The following is an 18,165-nucleotide window of genomic DNA, read 5'->3' on the forward strand; positions in this document are numbered from 1 at the left end:
AAAAAGGTGGATTGTCCCGACGTGAGTCGGTCCAATCCACCTTTTTTCAGTTCACGCTCGGATAGAGCGGAGGTTTTTCAGTGCCCTCCCGTTCGGCCCGCGTTTTTGATTAATGTTATTCTTTTTTCGCAACGGCGAGTTCAGCTTCCATTTCACTGAATTCACGGTTGATCCGTTTCTGCTCACGTTGGCTCGTGAACGTGCTGACGAGCACGATAGCAAGCATACTGAGGAAGAAGCCTGGTACCATCTCATAGATGACGGCCGAGAGTCCAGTCACGATCCAAAGGATGACCGTGATGGCACCGACGAGGATACCGGCAAGTGCACCTTGGCGCGTCATCTTGTTCCAGTAAAGCGACAAGAGAATCGCTGGACCGAACGCTGAACCGAATCCGGCCCACGCATAACCGACGAGCGTCAAAATCGTGTTCGACGGGCTGAGCGACATGAGTGTCGCGACAAGTCCGACCGTTAGGACACCGATTCGACCGGCGAGGACCATTGTTTTCTCACTGGCATCTTTATTGAAGAACTTACGATAGAAGTCTTCTGTCAATGCCGACGATGTCACGAGAAGCTGTGACGAAACTGTCGACATGACCGCTGCCAAAATCGCAGCAAGCAAGAATCCAGTGATGAACGGGTGGAACAACACTTCTGAGAAGCGGATGAACACTGTCTCCGGGTCAGCGAGAGGATTCCCTTGACCACGGAAATAGGCGATTCCGACAAGTCCCGTCATGACAGCACCGATGATTGAGACTGTCATCCAGCCCATACCGATGCGACGTGCCGTTTTCAATGATTTCACATCACGAATCGCCATAAAGCGGACGATGATGTGTGGCTGACCGAAGTACCCAAGTCCCCAAGCGAGGAGACCGATAATTCCGAGCGTCGACGTTCCTTCAAACAGGTCGAACAATTCGGTATTGATTGTGGTAGCCGTATCGACGGCGTTTGATACACCACCGACGTCCGTCAAGGCGACGACTGGGACAAGGACGAGAGCGAGGAACATGATGACACCTTGCGCAAAGTCCGTCCAACTGACGGCTGTGAAACCGCCGAACAGTGTATATAGTGCGACGACGCTAATCGTCACGATGACACCTGTCTGATAGTCGAGCCCGAATGAGCTTTCAAACAACTTCCCGCCAGAGACAAGTCCGGCTGACGTATAGAACGTGAAGAAGATGATGATGACGGATGCAGACAGGATCCGTAGCCAGTTCGAGTGATCTCGGAACCGATTCTCTAAAAAGTCAGGAATCGTGATCGAGTCATTTGCCATCTCTGTGAAGACACGTAGACGGGGAGCGACTAACAAGTAGTTCAAGTAAGCTCCGATGACCAATCCAACGGCTAACCAAATCGCTGATAATCCCGTGGCATACATTGCACCCGGAAGTCCCATTAACATCCAACCACTCATATCCGAAGCTCCGGCTGACATGGCGGTAACACCTGGCCCCATCTTGCGGCCACCTAACATATAATCTGATGAATCGGTTGTCCGTTTATAAGCGACGTATCCGATGAGGAGCATCATCACGAGGTAAAGCGCGATGGATACCCATTCTTGCCATAACATTTGATTACCTCCTGTTTGCCTTCAATTGTGTCGATTCAATCAATCACGGTTCAATCATGTGTGTGTCTCACACAAATGAGTCAAACTTGAATGACTAGGCGAACTTGTGACTAACCATAACGGACCACGGAAATCATTGCAAACTGTCATCTTTTCATGAAAACGGCTCTAAAGCGCATAGTATCAACGGGTGAGCGCAACATTTTTCATGATTAAAGTTTAAATGTTCTGACAATTAGTTATGCGTGTGACACTTTTGTGTCATCTGTTTGTCATATAATTCGTCATATTTTATGTCTTTAAACGCAAACGACGGCTTCTCCCTTTACAGAGAGAAACCGTCGTTTGATTGCTTAAATCACTCGGTGGTGAGATTGAACGCGATTTTTTCGACAGAACGCATCGTCGGGAACGTCTGCCCGGATTTGGCTTGCATCGTCACCAAGGCATATTGTTTCCCATCCCGCTCCATCAAGAACACCATCGTATAGCCCGATTCGTCGGTATAGCCGGTCTTGGTCGCTGTGACGAGTTTCGAGTAATGGATACTCCGTTCATTGACGGCAGATCCGAGATGATACCACCAGCGTCGCTTTTGATTTCCAGCAGCGTCTTTAAACTTTGCCTCATATTCATACGTCCCGGCAATCTCGACGAGTTCAGGATAAGTGCCGAACGCATACGTGATGCGAGCCATGTCGAGCGCGGTCGTATAATGATTCGGGTCGGAGTAGCCATGGGCATTCCGGAACTGGGTCCCGGTCAGTCCGAGCACTTGGGCGCGTGCGTTCATCAGTTCGACGAACTCATTCGTCGAGCCGCTCACGTATTCGGCTAGACTATTGGCCGCGTCATTTCCTGATTCGAGCAATGTCGCGTACAAGGCCTGGCGAACGGTCAAGCGGTCACCGACCGCGAGGTGGACGATATGGCTGTCCCATGGGATATCTAAAGTAGATTTTTTGACGATGACCACGTTTTGATCGAGTTCTTTCTCGGCGACGGCCTTCTCATAAGCGAGAAGTGCGGTCATCAGTTTGGTCGTACTGGCCGGGAAGACGCGGTCCGCACCATTCTTGTCAATCAGCACCTGGCCATCTGTTAAATTGACGAAAGCCATCGATCCGACGAGAAGTTCGGCCGTGTCGGGCGACACGAGCGGTTGCGTCGTCCATGGTTTGATTGGAATCTCGGGGAACGACGGTCCTTGTTTGACCGGTACGGCGGCCGCGGCCGGCGCAACAGGTTTCGGTTCTACTTCTTGTTTAAAGCCGATCAATGCAGGGATGATGGCAAGTAATCCAATCATGGCGAGGCCGACAAAGAGTCGCCTCATGATGAACGTGTTTCTTCGATGTCTGCGGTTTCGTTTCACTAGATAATCGCTCCTTCATTGTTTACTTTTCTACCATAATGGATGAGGCCTCCTGAAATCGTCTTCAAAATCAAGAATCAGGTCAATAATTGAGGCGTATGAAATGAATCGGAAGGGGTATACACAGTAACAGACACTTATCTTATTAGAGGAGGTACGTTTATGCATCGTCATCCGTTCACCAATTCACTCTGGCGTCAGCACAATGCGGCAACACCTTATCCGCGACTTGAGAGCTCTGTTTCGTGTGATATCGTCGTCATCGGGGCAGGAATCGCCGGGCTCGTCACGGCATATGAGTTGCAACAGCGCGGCAAGCAAGTCGTCTTGCTCGAAGCGGCTGAGATCGGCCGGGGGACGACCGGCCACACGACCGCGAAATGTTCTGTTCAGCATGGGACCGTCTATTCCAAATTGATTCGGACGTTCAATCAAGAGACGGCGCGCCTCTATTACGAGTTCAACGAACAGGGACTCGCCTATTTGCGGCAACAGGTCGAGGCCGGGTTCGACATCGATTTCGAGACAAAAGATTCATACTTATATTCAATCGATGGGTTGAGTCAACTCGTCGCCGAGCGTGAGGCGTATTCACAACTTGAGCTGCCCGGGGGAGACGCGACCGAGGAAGTGAAGGCGGTCCTCCCGTTCGAGGTCAAACAAGCGATCGTCATTCGCGACCAGGCCCAGATGCATCCGGTCAAATACTTACACGAGCTCGCCAACCGCTTCGTCGCGGCTGGCGGGAGACTCCACGAGAAGACACGGGCGAGCGAAATCAGTTCGGGACCGCGCCCGATCGTCACGACGTCGACAGGGCGACGGGTCCAGGCGAATCAGGTCGTGGTCGCCACCCATTACCCGTTCAACGACATCCGGGGGCTGTACTTCTCGAAGTTTGAGGTCGAGCGTTCCTATATCGTCGCTTGTGAGACGGAACAGAGCGTCCCGGACGGTATGTATTTGAGTGTCGATCAACCGAGCCGGTCGTTCCGTACGTTCAAGGAGGGCGACAAGACGTATATGCTCGTCGGAGGCGAAGGACACTTGAGTGGACACGTCACCGAGACCCGCTCGCGCTATGACCGCTTGGACCGCTTCGCCCATGATTCGTTCGGGGCCAAGAAAGCAAGTTTCCGCTGGTCATCCCAGGATCTGATCACGTTGGACCACCTCCCGTACATCGGGCAAATGTTCAGCCGTGAGCCGGACGTGTTCGTCGCCACCGGGTTCGCCAAGTGGGGGATGACGAATGGGATTGCCGGCGGACTGTTGCTGGCCGATCGACTGACCGGGCGCCCGAATCGGTTCAACGACTTATTGGACCCACAACGCTCGAAATTGAAACCGGCCGACGTCGGGCAATTCTTAAAGACGAACCTCGACACGGCCGTTCAATTCGTCAAAGGGTCACTGGAAAGACCGGGTACACTCGACGACCTGCAACTTGATGAAGGCGGGATCGTCCAGGTCGACGGCAAGAAGGTCGGCGCGTACCGTGACCTCGACAACGAATGCCATCTCGTCTCGACACGATGCACCCATATGGGATGTACCGTCAATTGGAACGATGCGGAACGCTCATGGGATTGTCCGTGCCACGGTTCACGGTTCGACACGAAAGGAAACGTGTTGGAAGGACCGGCGACACAACCGCTCGCCTATGATCGGAAAATCGATGTGCCGAAACAATAGGCAACGCGGGTCGTCTATATTAAAGTAAAGAAGTAACGATATAACTGTCATAGGGGTGGAATCAGAATGGAACTAACAAAGCAGTGGCGTGACCATTTCAAACAATTGCGTGCCTTCGACGAGGCGATTTCTTTACTGTATTGGGACATGCGTACCCAGATGCCGGAACAGTCGGCACCGCTACGGGCCGAGACGATTGGTTATCTGTCGACCGAGGCGTTCAAACGCCAGACGAGCGAATCGTTCAAGGCGCTGTTGGCCGAGATGACCGAGACGGAGGACTTGACACCGATCGAGTTGCGTTCGGTCGCGGTCGCCAAAACCCAATATGAACGGAATGCTAAAATTCCGTCCTCAGAATATCAGGCGTATGTGACGCTCGTCTCTGAGGCTGAGACGGCGTGGGAGAAAGCGAAGGATCAGAATGACTGGCACATGTTCGCTCCATATCTTGAGAAAATCATCGGATTTCAGCGGAAGTTCGCCGACTATTTCGGCTACGAATCGCATCCGTATGACGCCCTCCTTTACGATTATGAGCCAGGGATGACCGTCGACCAGCTCGATGAATTGTTCCGGACGCTTCGCGACGAGCTCGTCCCGCTGATCCGTCAGCTGCCTGAACCGGTCCAAGGGCTCGACTGGTCGATGGACAAGGCCGTTCAGCAACGACTGTGTGAGGACTGGATGCGTGTCGTCGACTATGATTTGACGCGCGGCCGTCTCGATGCCACGGTGCATCCGTTCGAGATCACGATCAACCGTCGCGATGTGCGCATCACGACGAAATATGATGAGACCGATTTCCGTAACGCCTTGTTCGGTACGATGCACGAGGCCGGGCACGCGACGTACGAACAGCAAATCGACTCGGAACTCGACGAACTCGGTCTCGGGGGCGGTGCCTCGATGGGCATCCATGAGTCACAGTCCCTCTTCTTTGAAAACTTTGTCGGACGAAGCGAGGCGTTTTTGAAAAGCGTCTATCCGCGCCTTCAATCCGAGCATCCACAGTTGCAGAACATAGATTTTGATACGTTCTATGCCGGCGTGAACGAGGCGAAACCGTCTCTCATCCGGATTGAGGCGGACGAACTGACATACAGCCTGCATATCATCATCCGCTATGAGCTTGAAAAGCAACTCATCCAAGGCGATTTGTCGGTCGAGGATTTGCCAGCGGCATGGAACGCGCTCTATAAGGAATATCTAGGTGTCGATGTGCCGAGTGATGCGAAAGGCGTCCTACAAGACGTTCACTGGGCCGGCGGGTCGTTCGGCTACTTCCCGAGTTACGCCCTCGGTTTGATATACGCCGCTCAATTGACGGAATCACTCAAGAATGAGCATCCTGACTTCGAGTCGCTCGTCAGCACGGGCACGTTCGGTCCAATCAAACAATGGCTTGAGGACAATGTCCACCGCCATGGTAAAGCGCTGACACCGAACGAACTCATCAAGCAAGTGACCGGAGAGGACATCTCGGTCCGCCCGCTCATCCGCTATTTGACGAACAAATACAAAACGAACTGAGGCGAAAACGAATGAAACTTTTCGCGCACCGAGGGGTGATGGCCCATCATCCGGAGAATACGATGACGGCGTTCCGGGCCGCACTCGAAGCACAAAGCGATGGGATTGAGGCGGACGTGCACATGACAAAGGACGGAAAGCTCGTCCTTATCCACGATGAGACGATCAATCGGACGACAGATGGGCGTGGACGTGTCGCCGATATGACTCTATCGGAGCTGCGAGGCTATAATGCCGGTGTCACGTTCGCTATCCAAGAACAGATTCCGACGTTAGACGAACTGATCGATCTGTGCCGAGGGACATCGATGGTCCTCAATCTCGAGGTCAAGACGGATATCGAGCGGTATCCTGGTATTGAACAACTCTTGCTTGACACCATTCGAAACCAGCGTCTTCCAGTTGGACAAGTCATGTTCTCTTCTTTTAACCATTCGACGCTCCAGCGTTTGAATCAATTGGCGCCAGAAATTGAGTGTGCCGTATTGTTGGCACAACCGCTCTATGACCTCGTCGCATATTGCAAGAAAGTGGGCGCGACCGCCGTTCATCCGAATGTCCTGACGATGACCGATGAAGAGATTCTTCATCTTCAGGACGAAGGTCTCTCCGTACGTCCCTATACCGTGAAAACAGTCCCCGACCTAGAGCGGTTCAGTCAACTCGGCGTCGATGCGGTGTTCGTAAATGACATCGACTGGGCAAAAGCACATTCAACCCCGTAACGTTACGCGTTACGGGGTTTTTAAACAATAGGGAAGGGTAAGTGTGGTTAATGTAAAGAAAGCGGTTTCTTTCAAATGTGCTGAGCGGCATATTGAGAGCACACCGTCACCTTTACGCCGTTGCTCCGTTGTCTTAAATTTAAGATGTCACCAGCTACATAGCAATCAGATGTAGCACACATTGCAGCACCGCATCAAACTTGTTGTATACAGTCAATCGGTCAACCCAAGCAGAAAAAGGAGGAAATTTCACATGAAGAAATTGATGTCTTTACTTGGTACACTCGCCTTGGCGTTCGCACTCATCGTGCCGGTCAGTGCAGATGGACACGAGAACGCGATGGTACGTGTACTCCACGCTTCACCTGACGCACCTGCAGTAGATGTGTACGTCAACGGTGAAGTCGCGGTCGAAGGCGCAGAGTTCAAAGCGCTCACAGACTACTTGACTCTCCCGGCTGGAGATTACAACGTGGAAATCAAGCCAGCTGGTGATGCAGAGACGGTCGTCGTTGCGGCAGACCTCTCAATCGAAGCAGGAAAATTCTACACAGCGGCAGCAATTGGTCAACTTGAAAACATCGAGATCGCAGCAATGGAAGACGATGCGAACTTCGAAGATGGAAAATCGAAAGTCCGCGTCGCTCACTTCGCACCTGACGCACCGGCAGTCGATGTCGCTCCTAAAGGCGGCGACCCACTCTTCTCGAACCTCGAGTTCAAAGCAGTAAGTGACTACGGTACACTCGACGCTGGCACGTATGACCTTGAAGTTCGTCCGGCCGGCGCGACTGACGTCGTGAAGGCACTTGACGGTGTCGCTCTCGAAGGCGGTAAAAACTACACGGCATTCGCCATCGGACTCCTTGAAGGCGAACCAGCGTTTGAAGTCCTTCTCGCAGCAGACGGTGGGGAAATGGCTGGAGCACCTGACACAGGTCAAGGTGGTCTCGCTCAGACAGCATCGATGAACTGGTTGCTCGCAGCAGCGGTTCTTGGTGCAGCAGCAGCTGGCTTCTACGTCTTTCGTCGTCAGAAGCAAGACGCTTAAACTACTCTTCATCGGAACGTTATCGTTCCTTATGATTGCACCGGGCGCAGACGCACCGGATGCGGACGCGAAATTGACGACGGTCGGCTTTGCCGAACCGCTCGTCCTAGCAACGACCGAAATTGATCGGCAGTCATTCCGTACCGACACATTTATCCCAAAACGACTGAAGATTCCGTCAATTGATGTCAACGCGGTCATCCAACCGGTCGGGAAAGACCGACTCGACCGGATGGATACCCCGACGGAGACAGATGAGGTCGGCTGGTATCGGTACGGGGCGAAAGCAGGGGCGACCGGAAACGTGGTCCTATCTGGTCATCTCGATGACCTCAGTGGTCCGGCCATCTTCGCGAACCTTGGCGACTTACGCCTCGGAGAATCGGTGACGCTCCAGCGTGGCAAAAAGGCAATCGCGTATGAAGTCGTTTCCGTCGAACGGTATCGGCTCGAAGACGTCCCGCTCGCCTCGATCTTTGCGGCGACCCAGGCGGAACGGCTCCAGCTGATCACTTGTGCGGGTCCTTATGACCCAGAGTACGGATACCGGGACCGTATCGTCGTCACGGCGATCGCCAAGTCTTAAATCAAGAATGAACCCGAGTGTGGTCCAACCACACTCGGTTTTTTTGTTGTAGCGTGGCGAAACAAAAACGACCAGGCCGAGATAATCGGCCCAGTCGTTCTTATGCGTCCATTCGGTCAAGCAGTCTTGACAGAAGAATCAATTCGTCATCTGAGAAATCGGTGAACACGTCCATCAAATACTCGATTTTCATGTCTTCCAGTGTCTCGAACAAGGCACGGCCTTCTTCAGTCGCTTGCAATTCGACGACACGACGATCACGTTCGCTGCGTTCACGGGAGATCAACCCTTTTTTCGTGAGTTCATCCGCGAGAGCGGTAATCATCGAAGCCGAGAATTGGAACTCGTTCGATAGAGCCGAGGCGATTTGAGGACTGTTTTGACAAAGCGAGCGGAGAATGAAAAATTCGTTTCGCGTCAAGTATTGTGAGAACATCGACCGGAGGTTCTTTTTCACTCCGCGATAGTTCATGCGAATCCCTCGCTCAGCATCGGCGACGAGCTGACGGCGGGATGCTGTTTGTACAGGTGTTGTCATCCTCAAGAGTACCTCCTACATAAAATATCATTATTTGCATATATTTCAGAACATAAAAACATTCTACAACAAAAACATGAAGTCTGTAAAGTTATGATGGCTCTTCGCGGGTACGAAGTTCTTGGATGACCTCGTCGTAATGTTTCAAATCCGGATAGAAGCGTCGGAAGAAGAACTCGATTTGCTGGTCATCCCCTTCTGCGAGCAATTTCGCGAGGACGGCATAGACGACACCCATTCCTTGACGGGGCAGGAGAGACGATGGCAACAGCGTCGCACATTGAATAGCCCGATTGAAGTAGAGGTCGAGCGTGTCGCTCAAGTCCTGGAACGTGCGAATCTCCGCGTAATGGAACATACGCGTCAGTTCGATGATCGTCGACAAGTCGGTGTCGAGTAGCCAATCGCTCTGGAAGATGGCGTTGTCAAGCTTCTCGACGGTGACGTCATTGGCGATATAGTAATTCAAATTATCTCGCGTGATGCTCACCTTATCGGGCGATTCGACGATCCGTTCGACGGTCTCTTGTTCGAACGTCCGCAACTGTTTGCGGATATTGACGAACTCGGAGTCGGCGATCTCGAGGAGCCCCGCGACACGGCTGAAGCTGCGCTTGATTTCCGGTGGCACGGCGTTCGGGTTCTTATAACCGAGGTCATGCTCGATCTCGGCCCACGCGTGCTGCAAGATGGACCGGACTTGAATCTCGGCTTCTTTGTCTTCATAGCGACGGTACTCCCCGAGGGCGAGCCGCGTGTCGCTCAAGCCGACGACGTAATGGACCGACAAATACCCGAACTCATTCGGGTCGAGCAACGTGGATTTATCGATCGACTGTTCGCGGTCGATCCGGAACTCATCCTCGAGGATTTGGGCCACGGCACGGACATCGTCGTGGAAATAGGTCACGATCCGAATCCCCGCCAAATCCTGGACGTCGCGCAACGACCGGTATTGATACGGTTTGCGGGACAATTTGGCATACAGGCTCTCGGCTTCCTTCGCCCGGGCGACGATCGAGTGGAACTGGATGCCGGCGTCGTTCAACAGCTCGCTGAGGAGTAACTTCAGCTTGGCTGCGAACGCCTCGTAATCTTCTTTCTCATTCATATAGTCGAGCATGATCGTGTTCATATCCTGTCTCGGCATCAACATCACTCCTTGTCTCATTATATGTAGTATAGCATCAAAGAAATCGGTGTCGCATCTGTTGTCCGTCCCTATGATACAATACGGTTTGGAACGGGAAGGAGTGTCACGCGTGAGAGTGAGCCATACGTTGAAATCGACCGAGCGTGAGAAGCTCGAAATCGTTGCCGGGTTGTTGCAACAAGCAGGCTATCGGTCTGGAAAGATCGACTGGCAGACCGGGATCAATATCGTTCGGGTCAGTCGCGAAGATGTGTCGTCTGAATCGGACGAACGGACCCGCATCCAAGGCATCGTCGAACATTTCGGGATCGAGGACTGGAGCGCCACGTTTTCTTGAACCCCTCTTTTTCAAATCGCTGGACGAAATGGGTTTTGTGACTCATTTTTCGGGAATAGTATATTATTCGATTATAGATCAGCGGACGTTTAGGAGGATGAATATGTTAGAAACAAGAATCGTGCGGGATATGACCTCGGTCGACCATGAAGTGAACGGGATGGTGTCAGGGGGATGTGTCAACGAGCACATTTACTTATTTGCGAGAGATGAAGAATTGACGGTGCGGCTCGCTGCAGAAGCGGGTGTGCAACCATACCGCATCACTGAAAAAGGGCTGTGGGAGTCGCTCATGTCGAAGTTTACAAAAAATTCGGATGACCGGATCGAGCAGCTCGAGAGCCTCGGTCTGACGAAAGAGATGGTCGAATCGCTCGAAGGAGAGATTCAGGCCGGGAAAATCGTCCTCGTCTGCGACAAGTCATAAAAAGAGCCGGAACTGACCCTCGTCAGTTTCGGCTCTTTTCGTCATTTCGTCTCGTAATAGGCGTTCACGATCCGGCGCAGCGACCGCTCGTTCAAATCGAGCGGTTTGAACCCAGCGTCCTGCAACAGACGTTTCGTATTGGCGTCGTCGAACGCGATATCGCGATTCAAGTAAGGATTGAACACCTTCACCATCTCGTTGAACGTCTGCTCGGCTTGGCTGAGCGAAGACGTCGCCGTCTCCGTGATCTTCAAGTGCGGGAACGCAAGCGCTTGCTTCATATAGTCGAGCATGGTCACGTTGCGCGGCGGGGCATCGTTCGTCACGTTATAAATCGTGTCCGGTTTAGCGTGTTCGATGGCAGCGAGGAGTACATCAGCCACATAATCGACCGGGACGAGGTTCGACGTGCCGGTCTCAGAGCCGAGGAGACGGATCGGTCCATCCGGTGCCCCACGGCGCTCGAGGCGGCGCTTGAACACCTCGAGAGCGCGCATATAGCCGTACATCGTGAACTTCGAGTCGGCCTCACCGGTCTTCGAGTCACCGACGATGATGGCGGGACGGAAAATCGAGACGTCGAGGTGGTCCCGTTCCGCCCAGACGGCCTGTTCGGCGTGCGCCTTGCTCTCCTCGTACGGATTATGGAACGTCTGGTCGGTCGCATACAACGTCTCATCGCCGACCTCGCGTGCTCCGAGCGTGTACGCCGTGCTGACGTGGAAGAAGCGAGGGCAATGCAGCGCCTTTGCGAGCGCGAGCGCTTGTCTCGTCCCGGTCAAATTCGTCTCGAACAGTTCCTCACGGAGCTCCTCATCGAATTTGACGAGGGCCGCCATGTGGAGCACCAAGTCGAATGAAAGGTCATGATCGGTGATGAACCGCTCGTCTGCTCCGAGGAACGGGGCCGTCAAATCCCCGGCCAGGACAGTGATGGAGCGACGTTCGTCCCGTGAGAACATCGCCTCCACTTTCTCAGGTGTACGGGCGAGGACGCACAGCGTATGCCCACGATGAATCAGCTCGCGGGCGAGCCGTCCTCCCAAAAATCCGGTCGCACCGGTCATAAAAATATTCACAGCGTTCTTCCTCTCTTTTCAGTCTCTCCCCATCATAACAAGTGGCAACGGAATGAGCCACTTTCAACCTAAAGAATAAAATTAGGGGTTTAATAATTTTTAAAGTCGGTTATGACTTAAGGAGAAGCGTACGCAAGGTACGTCATGACAGTGTTGATCTGTCAAATAACTTAAGCGAGGTTTTTTGGAATCATGGCTAATCTATTCGGAACAGACAAGGATGGCAACAGGAAGAAGCAAGAAGAGATTGAAAAAACGGTTCAGGAGAAAGGGATCACACAAATCCACATGTACTTCTCCGACGTGCTTGGAGACTTGAAGCTACTGACTCTCTCTGCAAAATTGTTGCCGGAAGTCTTTGAAGGGAAGACGATGTTTGACGGTTCATCCATCGCCGGTTTTTCTTCCATCAAAAACTCAGACCTATTCTTGAGACCGGATTTAGATCGTCCACGCTACGAGCAGGATGGGGACGAGAGCATTCTCGCCTTTTTCTGTGACGTCTGCACACCGGACGGCGAACGTTACGAGTTCGACCCGCGCAACGTCTTGAAGGATGCCCTCGAGCGGGCTGCACGTGACGGCTACTCGATTTTCGTCGGCGCTGAGCCGGAATTCTTCATCTTCGACGAGAATGGTGAATTTTATGATGAGGCGGGTTACTTCTCGACACGTTCGGAAGACAAAGGGTATGAGGTCCGCCAACATATCGCCAACCGCTTGAGCGAAGTCGGTTTCAACATCGAGGCGGTCCACCACGAAGTCGCACCGGCCCAGCACGAAATCGGGATTAAATACGATGACGCGCTCCACACGGCCGACAACATCCAGTTCTTTAAAGAAATCGTTCAATTGGCAGCCCAAGAGAAAGGTGCAAAAGTATCGTTCTTGCCGAAACCGCTCCGTGACGTGAATGGTTCGGGGATGCACCTCAACATCTCGGTATGGAAGAACGACAAGGACGGCAACCCGACGGTGAACGCATTCGAAGAGCCGGAGTCAGACTACGGTCTATCGCTCACGGCCCGTCACTTCATCGAAGGGATTCTGAAGCATGCCCGCGCAACGGCTATCTTCACGAACCCGCTCCCAGAGTCGTATGAACGTCTCGTGCCAGGTTTCGAGGCACCGGTCAACATCTGTTGGAGCCCATCGAACCGCAGTTCGATGATTCGGATTCCGGCGTCACGTGGAAGCGCGACGCGCGTCGAAGTCCGTAACCCAGACCCGAGTGCGAACCCGTACTTCGCGCTTGCGGCATTGATTTATGCCGGACTCGAGGGCATCGAGCAACAGCTCGAGCCGTCGGCACCGAACGAGGACGACTTGTTCGAGTACTCGGCGAAGCAGATTGAAAGCCAAGGCATCTCGTCACTCCCGGCGACGTTCCATGAGTCGATTCAATCGCTCAAGTCGGACCGGTTCCATGATTACTTCAACCATGACTTGATCGACCGCTACTTGTCGCTCATCCAAGTCCGTAAATAAGCAACGTATACAAAAGCCCATTCCTCGGCCGAGGAATGGGCTTTTACGCTTAATGAATCCCGCGCATATACTTTTTGATGACCGGGGCGAGAGCGAACAAAATCATACTGAGTACAATCGCTGCTCCACCGATAATCCCGAAGTAGAGCATCTCGTTCTCTGGTGAATAGAAACGAACGAGCTGGGCGTTAATCCCTTGTGCCGCCGCGTTCGACAAGAACCAGAGTGACATCGTTTGGGCCGAGAAGGCAGCCGGGGCGAGTTTCGTCGTCGCCGACAGACCGACCGGCGACAGGCTGAGCTCACCAAGCACGACGATGAAGTAACTGAGGACGAGCCAGAGCGGATTGACGAGCGTGTCCGGGCCACCGAAGTAGGCCGGGAGCAAGATCACCAAGAAACTTAACCCTGCGAACAAAATCCCGAAGGCGAACTTCGTCGGGATGCTCGGCTCACGGTCACCGAGTCGGACCCAAAGCCATGCGAACACCGGAGCGAGCATGATGATGAACAACGGGTTGAGCGACTGGAACCAGGCCGGTGACAGCGTGAACCCTAAAAATTCAAGGTCGGTCCGCTTATCCGCATAACTGGCCAAAATCGTTGCGCCTTGCTCTTGAATCGCCCAGAACATGACCGAGGCGATGAACAGCGGGATATAGGCGATAATCCGTGACCGCTCGACTTCCGTCGTTTTCGGGCTACGATACATGACGATGAAATAAATCGTCGGAATCGCGATCCCGAACACACCGACGAGACCGATGAACGTGTTAATCGTGAACAACCCTTGTGGAATCAACACGGCCAACAGACCACCGATGAGGACGACTGCAATCGTCGTATACTTGATTGCGTTTTTCTTTTCAGACGGTGTCAACGGGTTCGGTACGTATGAACCGGCGAGACCAAGGTTCTTTTTCTTCGTGACCATGAAGACGACGAGACCGATGAACATCCCGACCGCGGCGAGCGCGAAGCCCCAATGGAAGCCATAACTCTTTTGAACCCCTCCGACGATCAAAGGCGAGATGAAGGCACCGAGGTTGATCCCCATATAGAAGATACTGAACCCGGCGTCACGACGACGGTCCGTCTCATTGTATAAATCACCGACGATACTCGAGACGTTCGGTTTCAAGAGACCGGTCCCGATGACGATCAACGCCATTGAGATGAACAAGAACGTCAGGCTACCCGGAATCGACAGTACGATATGACCGAGCATGATGAACACACCGCCGAAGAAGACGGCCCGGGACGTCCCGAACACACGGTCAGCGAGCCATCCCCCGATGACCCCCGACATGTAGACGAGTGCGCCATACACCGACATGATGGACAAGGCGACGTTCTGGTCGAGACCGAGACCGCCATCTGATACCTCGTAATACATGTAGAAGACGAGGATCGCACGCATCCCGTAATACGAGAACCGTTCCCAAAACTCAGTGAAGAATAGCGTGAACAAACCCTTAGGTTGTCCGAAAAAACCTTTTTGTGGCACGCTGTCCACAATTTTCTGTTTATCGATCCTTTCCATGAAAGATCCCTCCTTAACCGTATTATCATAAAAAGAATCATTATGTTTGTAAAGAATAATAGAAGCAAATATTCAAAATTTAACGAATTTGCAACGAATTAAAAAATCACACTAAACGACTAGGTTCAGTGTGATTTATATAGGTCAAGCCGTCTTTTGTTTCGCTTCGGCCGCACTGACGCGACGTCCGAGCTGCCAGTAGATGAGGCCTGACACACAACTGGCCGCCCCGACGAGAATCAAGGCGATATGTCCGGCCCGCTGATCGAAGAATAGGCTCGCCATGATTGGAGCCGTCACCCCGCCGATCAACCATTGGATACTGGCGGCCCCGTTATAGGCCCCACGCATATTCTCCGGAGCGATCAAGGCGATGAACGTCTGTTGGACCGGGGACATGATCATCTCACCGAGCGTATAGAACGCGTATACCGCGAGCAAGACGCTCACGAGGACGAGGTACGGTGTCCCGAGGGAGTAGAGGAGACGCGGCATGACCGCGATCAGGATCATGCCGACCCCGAAGATGGTCGCCCCGGCGAGCATGACGTTGCCGAACGGCTTGCGCCCGAGTTTCGAGGCAATCGGGAACTGGAACAACACGACCATGATGCCGTTCAAGGCGAGCATATAGGCGAACGGATTCTCACGGTCGGTGAACGACGGCATCGACTCGCGCAAGAACAGCGGCAACATGCTCTCGATGAGCGAGAAGCCCATCGAGATGAACACACCGGCGAAGATGAAGACGAGGAACACCTTATCGTTATAGAACACCCGTAGGACGTCCCGGTTAGACGGTGTATCGGCCTCGGTCGTCTCCGGGAGCGACTCCCGGATGAAGCGGCCGAGGACGAGCGCATAAAGGATAAAGACGAATGACGCCGAGAAGAAGATATACTGCCGGTCGATGAACAGGACGGCGCTGCCGAGGAGCGGGCCGAGCGCCGCCCCGATGTTATGGCCCATCCGCAACAGGCCGAACGCCTCGTTCATCTGTTCGGGCTCGGTCACGTCCGCCACCATCGCGCTCGCGGCCGGATGAAACAACGAGTTCGTCAAGCCGAGCATGGCGTTCAAAAGGAGGAGCGGCCAAAACGTCTCGGCGAACGCGAAACCTACGAGCGCGAGCGCGTCGCCGAGGATGGCGATCATCATGATCGGTTTACGGCCATACAAATCTGCGAGCCGTCCGCCGACGACCGAACCGATGAGGGCCATGATCGGACCGGTCGCCATGATGACACCGACCTGGATATAACTGTCGAGCTTGTCGCTGTAATAGAGGACAAGGAACGGCGCGATCATGAACATCATGACGCCGGTGATCGTCTCCCCGAGGAAGCGGATCCAAATATTGCGGTCGAGTCGTTTGAGTGATTGAATCATTAGGTTCACCTGCTTTAATTATTGGAATGTAAAAAGGGACGCAGCATGCACAAAGGCATACGCGTCCCTACGATCTTAGACATGCCTCGGAAGGCGGGCGAACGTCACGGATTCAAATCACGGAGAGGCGCCTGCCGGTCAATATGGACTTGGACGTGCGAGCGTTGAATGACTGACATCGGTACCTCTCCTTTCTGCATTGGACTGTCTTCTCTTCAAGATTATGATATTTCTGTGAAATGTGTCAACCTAAATCGTCAATGTGTCATAACAATTCATTCAAGTTCTTGCGACTGAGCCGGTAGTCGATCAAGCGCGAGAACACGACTTGAATCATCGCCGTGACCGGCACGCTGATGAACATCCCGACGAGGCCGAACAGGCTGCCGCCGATGATGATCGACGTGATGACCCAGAACGGCGTGATGCCGACGCTGTCGCCGAGAATCTTCGGCCCGAGCCAGAGTCCGTCGAATTGTTGCAACAAGAAGATGAACAAGAGGACGATGAGCGCCGTGAACGGGTCATAGAAGTAGGTGATGATGAACGCCGGGATCATCCCGAGCAGCGGCCCGACGTACGGGATGAAGTTCAAGACACCGACGATGACGCCGAGGAGAAGCGCGTATGGCGCCCCGATAATCAACAGACCGGCGACGGCCAGCACCCCGATGATGAGGCAGTCGAGCGACTTCCCGATGATATAGCGTTTAAAGATGTAATCCATCTCTTGGAAGATGTCGATCGTCGTCTTGGCTGACGCGACCGGGAACATCGCATACAACAGCCGCTTGAACATGCGGGCAAAAATCTCTTTGTCTTTTAAAAGATAAATCGAGATGACGATCCCAATCAAGAAGTTAATGAGCGTCATCGTGAAGCTCGACACGTAGCTGACCGACGACAAGACGGCCGTCTCGACCCAGCCCGAGTAGCGCTCCTCGAACCGGCTGAAATCGATGGCCTGGGCGACTGTCGCGTTATACTCTTTCAAATACGTGTTCAACTGTGACAGATACCCGTCGATTTGCCGGATATAGGACGGGAGTTCCTCGATGAGCGAGGCGAGGCTCGAATAAATGCGTGGGAACAGCGTCACCGCAGATATGACGAGAATCCCGATAAAGATGATATAGACGATCAGCAAGCCTTGATATCGTTTTAGTTGAAACCGTTCTTCTATATAGGACAGGACGGTATTCAGGAGCAGCGCGATGGCGATTCCCATAATAATCGGCGTCAGCAACTGGAACGTATAATGCATCATCTGCGAAATCGTATCCGGTTCGCTGATGACTTTCCAGAGCACGAGCAGGATCAGGCCGATCACGCTCAACTTCCAAATCAATTGACGGTTTAATTCCAAAGGTCCATCCCCTCATGTTTTAAATTTTGTAGAATAACGTTCACTTTCACTATGAACGTTTTTTTATCGGGATTCAAGAGGACATGCTCATTTTCAAAAAAGGATTGACAAGATTGGTAACGTTTGGTTAACTAAGTGACATATTACAAAAAGACAAATCGCATATAAAACACTTTCTATCAAGAGAAGCGGAGGGACTGGCCCGATGAAGCTTCAGCAACAGATTGATTCAATACTGTGCTAATTCCAGCAAGGTGACCTTGAGAGATGGAAAGGTGGTTGT

General features: G+C 52.9%; 16 protein-coding genes and 1 riboswitch. Of the genes, 8 read left to right on the forward strand and 8 right to left on the reverse strand.

The window, feature by feature from the left end; genetic code table 11:
• Window positions 1–115: 115 nt before the first annotated feature.
• Together putP and KNP68_RS13290 are read right to left on the reverse strand one after the other, a co-directional pair.
• Window positions 116–1,597 (reverse strand): sodium/proline symporter PutP, encoded by a 1,482-nt coding sequence (gene putP / locus KNP68_RS13285; RefSeq protein ID WP_029595420.1) that lies wholly within the window; start codon window positions 1,595–1,597, stop codon window positions 116–118.
• Window positions 1,598–1,955: 358 nt separating this feature from the next.
• Window positions 1,956–2,933: a D-alanyl-D-alanine carboxypeptidase family protein gene (locus KNP68_RS13290; protein WP_035385667.1), complete on the reverse strand. Its 978-nt coding sequence runs from the start codon at window positions 2,931–2,933 to the stop codon at window positions 1,956–1,958.
• 201 nt (window positions 2,934–3,134) lie between these two features.
• On the opposite strand from KNP68_RS13290, the gene KNP68_RS13295 reads away from it, so the two are divergent.
• The 5 genes from KNP68_RS13295 to KNP68_RS13315 all read left to right on the forward strand — a co-directional run bounded on the left by KNP68_RS13295 (window position 3,135) and on the right by KNP68_RS13315 (window position 8,562).
• Window positions 3,135–4,667, forward strand: coding sequence for an FAD-dependent oxidoreductase (locus KNP68_RS13295; protein ID WP_131472626.1), 1,533 nt, complete (start codon window positions 3,135–3,137; stop codon window positions 4,665–4,667).
• Window positions 4,668–4,733: 66 nt separating this feature from the next.
• Window positions 4,734–6,200, forward strand: a complete 1,467-nt coding sequence (locus KNP68_RS13300) for a carboxypeptidase M32 (protein WP_021067498.1) — start codon at window positions 4,734–4,736, stop codon at window positions 6,198–6,200.
• An 11-nt stretch (window positions 6,201–6,211) separates the two neighbouring features.
• A complete protein-coding gene (locus KNP68_RS13305; protein ID WP_029595424.1) occupies window positions 6,212–6,925 on the forward strand; it encodes a glycerophosphodiester phosphodiesterase in 714 nt (237 codons plus the stop codon).
• A 253-nt stretch (window positions 6,926–7,178) separates the two neighbouring features.
• Window positions 7,179–7,976: a DUF4397 domain-containing protein gene (locus KNP68_RS13310; RefSeq protein ID WP_021067496.1), complete on the forward strand. Its 798-nt coding sequence runs from the start codon at window positions 7,179–7,181 to the stop codon at window positions 7,974–7,976.
• Window positions 7,924–8,562 carry a class F sortase gene (locus KNP68_RS13315; protein ID WP_236355686.1) on the forward strand — a complete coding sequence of 213 codons (639 nt, stop codon included), beginning with the start codon at window positions 7,924–7,926 and terminating at the stop codon, window positions 8,560–8,562. The genes KNP68_RS13310 and KNP68_RS13315 overlap by 53 nt, the downstream gene beginning before the upstream one ends.
• 100 nt (window positions 8,563–8,662) lie before the next feature.
• Here the strand turns inward: KNP68_RS13315 and KNP68_RS13320 are convergent, their stop codons facing one another.
• Window positions 8,663–9,100: a MarR family winged helix-turn-helix transcriptional regulator gene (locus KNP68_RS13320; protein WP_021067494.1), complete on the reverse strand. Its 438-nt coding sequence runs from the start codon at window positions 9,098–9,100 to the stop codon at window positions 8,663–8,665.
• Window positions 9,101–9,191: 91 nt separating this feature from the next.
• A complete protein-coding gene (locus tag KNP68_RS13325) occupies window positions 9,192–10,250 on the reverse strand; it encodes a GTP pyrophosphokinase (protein ID WP_021067493.1) in 1,059 nt (352 codons plus the stop codon).
• Between the two features lie 112 nt (window positions 10,251–10,362).
• On the opposite strand from KNP68_RS13325, the gene KNP68_RS13330 reads away from it, so the two are divergent.
• Window positions 10,363–10,590, forward strand: a complete 228-nt coding sequence (locus KNP68_RS13330) for a hypothetical protein (RefSeq protein ID WP_214714908.1) — start codon at window positions 10,363–10,365, stop codon at window positions 10,588–10,590.
• A 103-nt stretch (window positions 10,591–10,693) separates the two neighbouring features.
• Window positions 10,694–11,017 carry a YflT domain-containing protein gene (locus KNP68_RS13335; protein WP_021067491.1) on the forward strand — a complete coding sequence of 108 codons (324 nt, stop codon included), beginning with the start codon at window positions 10,694–10,696 and terminating at the stop codon, window positions 11,015–11,017.
• A 41-nt stretch (window positions 11,018–11,058) separates the two neighbouring features.
• Here the strand turns inward: KNP68_RS13335 and KNP68_RS13340 are convergent, their stop codons facing one another.
• The gene (locus tag KNP68_RS13340; RefSeq protein ID WP_029595428.1) at window positions 11,059–12,096 is read right to left on the reverse strand and encodes an SDR family oxidoreductase; all 1,038 of its coding nucleotides are present in this window, start codon (window positions 12,094–12,096) and stop codon (window positions 11,059–11,061) included.
• Between the two features lie 192 nt (window positions 12,097–12,288).
• On the opposite strand from KNP68_RS13340, the gene KNP68_RS13345 reads away from it, so the two are divergent.
• Entirely contained in the window at window positions 12,289–13,584 is a 1,296-nt protein-coding gene (locus KNP68_RS13345; RefSeq protein ID WP_021067489.1) for a glutamine synthetase family protein, read from the forward strand.
• A gap of 49 nt (window positions 13,585–13,633) precedes the next feature.
• Here the strand turns inward: KNP68_RS13345 and KNP68_RS13350 are convergent, their stop codons facing one another.
• The 3 genes from KNP68_RS13350 to KNP68_RS13360 form a co-directional block, all read right to left on the reverse strand.
• On the reverse strand, window positions 13,634–15,127 hold the full coding sequence (locus tag KNP68_RS13350) for a peptide MFS transporter (protein WP_021067488.1): 1,494 nt from the start codon (window positions 15,125–15,127) through the stop codon (window positions 13,634–13,636).
• 144 nt (window positions 15,128–15,271) lie between these two features.
• A complete protein-coding gene (locus KNP68_RS13355) occupies window positions 15,272–16,516 on the reverse strand; it encodes an MDR family MFS transporter (RefSeq protein ID WP_021067487.1) in 1,245 nt (414 codons plus the stop codon).
• 265 nt (window positions 16,517–16,781) lie between these two features.
• Window positions 16,782–17,882 (reverse strand): AI-2E family transporter, encoded by a 1,101-nt coding sequence (locus tag KNP68_RS13360; RefSeq protein ID WP_021067485.1) that lies wholly within the window; start codon window positions 17,880–17,882, stop codon window positions 16,782–16,784.
• Between the two features lie 173 nt (window positions 17,883–18,055).
• A riboswitch (SAM riboswitch) is annotated at window positions 18,056–18,156 on the forward strand.
• The last annotated feature ends 9 nt before the right edge of the window (window positions 18,157–18,165 follow it).

The organism is Exiguobacterium sp. s50, from assembly GCF_018618175.1.
Lineage (GTDB): Bacteria > Bacillota > Bacilli > Exiguobacteriales > Exiguobacteriaceae > Exiguobacterium > Exiguobacterium chiriqhucha.

What these genes read in the sequence shown, in the direction of transcription:
- putP (WP_029595420.1), bottom strand. Translation starts at nt 1,597, where the DNA reads ATGTTATGGCAAGAATGGGTATCCATCGCGCTTTACCTCGTGATGATG.
- KNP68_RS13290 (WP_035385667.1), bottom strand. Translation starts at nt 2,933, where the DNA reads ATGAGGCGACTCTTTGTCGGCCTCGCCATGATTGGATTACTTGCCATC.
- KNP68_RS13295 (WP_131472626.1), top strand. Translation starts at nt 3,135, where the DNA reads ATGCATCGTCATCCGTTCACCAATTCACTCTGGCGTCAGCACAATGCG.
- KNP68_RS13300 (WP_021067498.1), top strand. Translation starts at nt 4,734, where the DNA reads ATGGAACTAACAAAGCAGTGGCGTGACCATTTCAAACAATTGCGTGCC.
- KNP68_RS13305 (WP_029595424.1), top strand. Translation starts at nt 6,212, where the DNA reads ATGAAACTTTTCGCGCACCGAGGGGTGATGGCCCATCATCCGGAGAAT.
- KNP68_RS13310 (WP_021067496.1), top strand. Translation starts at nt 7,179, where the DNA reads ATGAAGAAATTGATGTCTTTACTTGGTACACTCGCCTTGGCGTTCGCA.
- KNP68_RS13320 (WP_021067494.1), bottom strand. Translation starts at nt 9,100, where the DNA reads ATGACAACACCTGTACAAACAGCATCCCGCCGTCAGCTCGTCGCCGAT.
- KNP68_RS13325 (WP_021067493.1), bottom strand. Translation starts at nt 10,250, where the DNA reads ATGCCGAGACAGGATATGAACACGATCATGCTCGACTATATGAATGAG.
- KNP68_RS13335 (WP_021067491.1), top strand. Translation starts at nt 10,694, where the DNA reads ATGTTAGAAACAAGAATCGTGCGGGATATGACCTCGGTCGACCATGAA.
- KNP68_RS13345 (WP_021067489.1), top strand. Translation starts at nt 12,289, where the DNA reads ATGGCTAATCTATTCGGAACAGACAAGGATGGCAACAGGAAGAAGCAA.
- KNP68_RS13350 (WP_021067488.1), bottom strand. Translation starts at nt 15,127, where the DNA reads ATGGAAAGGATCGATAAACAGAAAATTGTGGACAGCGTGCCACAAAAA.
- KNP68_RS13355 (WP_021067487.1), bottom strand. Translation starts at nt 16,516, where the DNA reads ATGATTCAATCACTCAAACGACTCGACCGCAATATTTGGATCCGCTTC.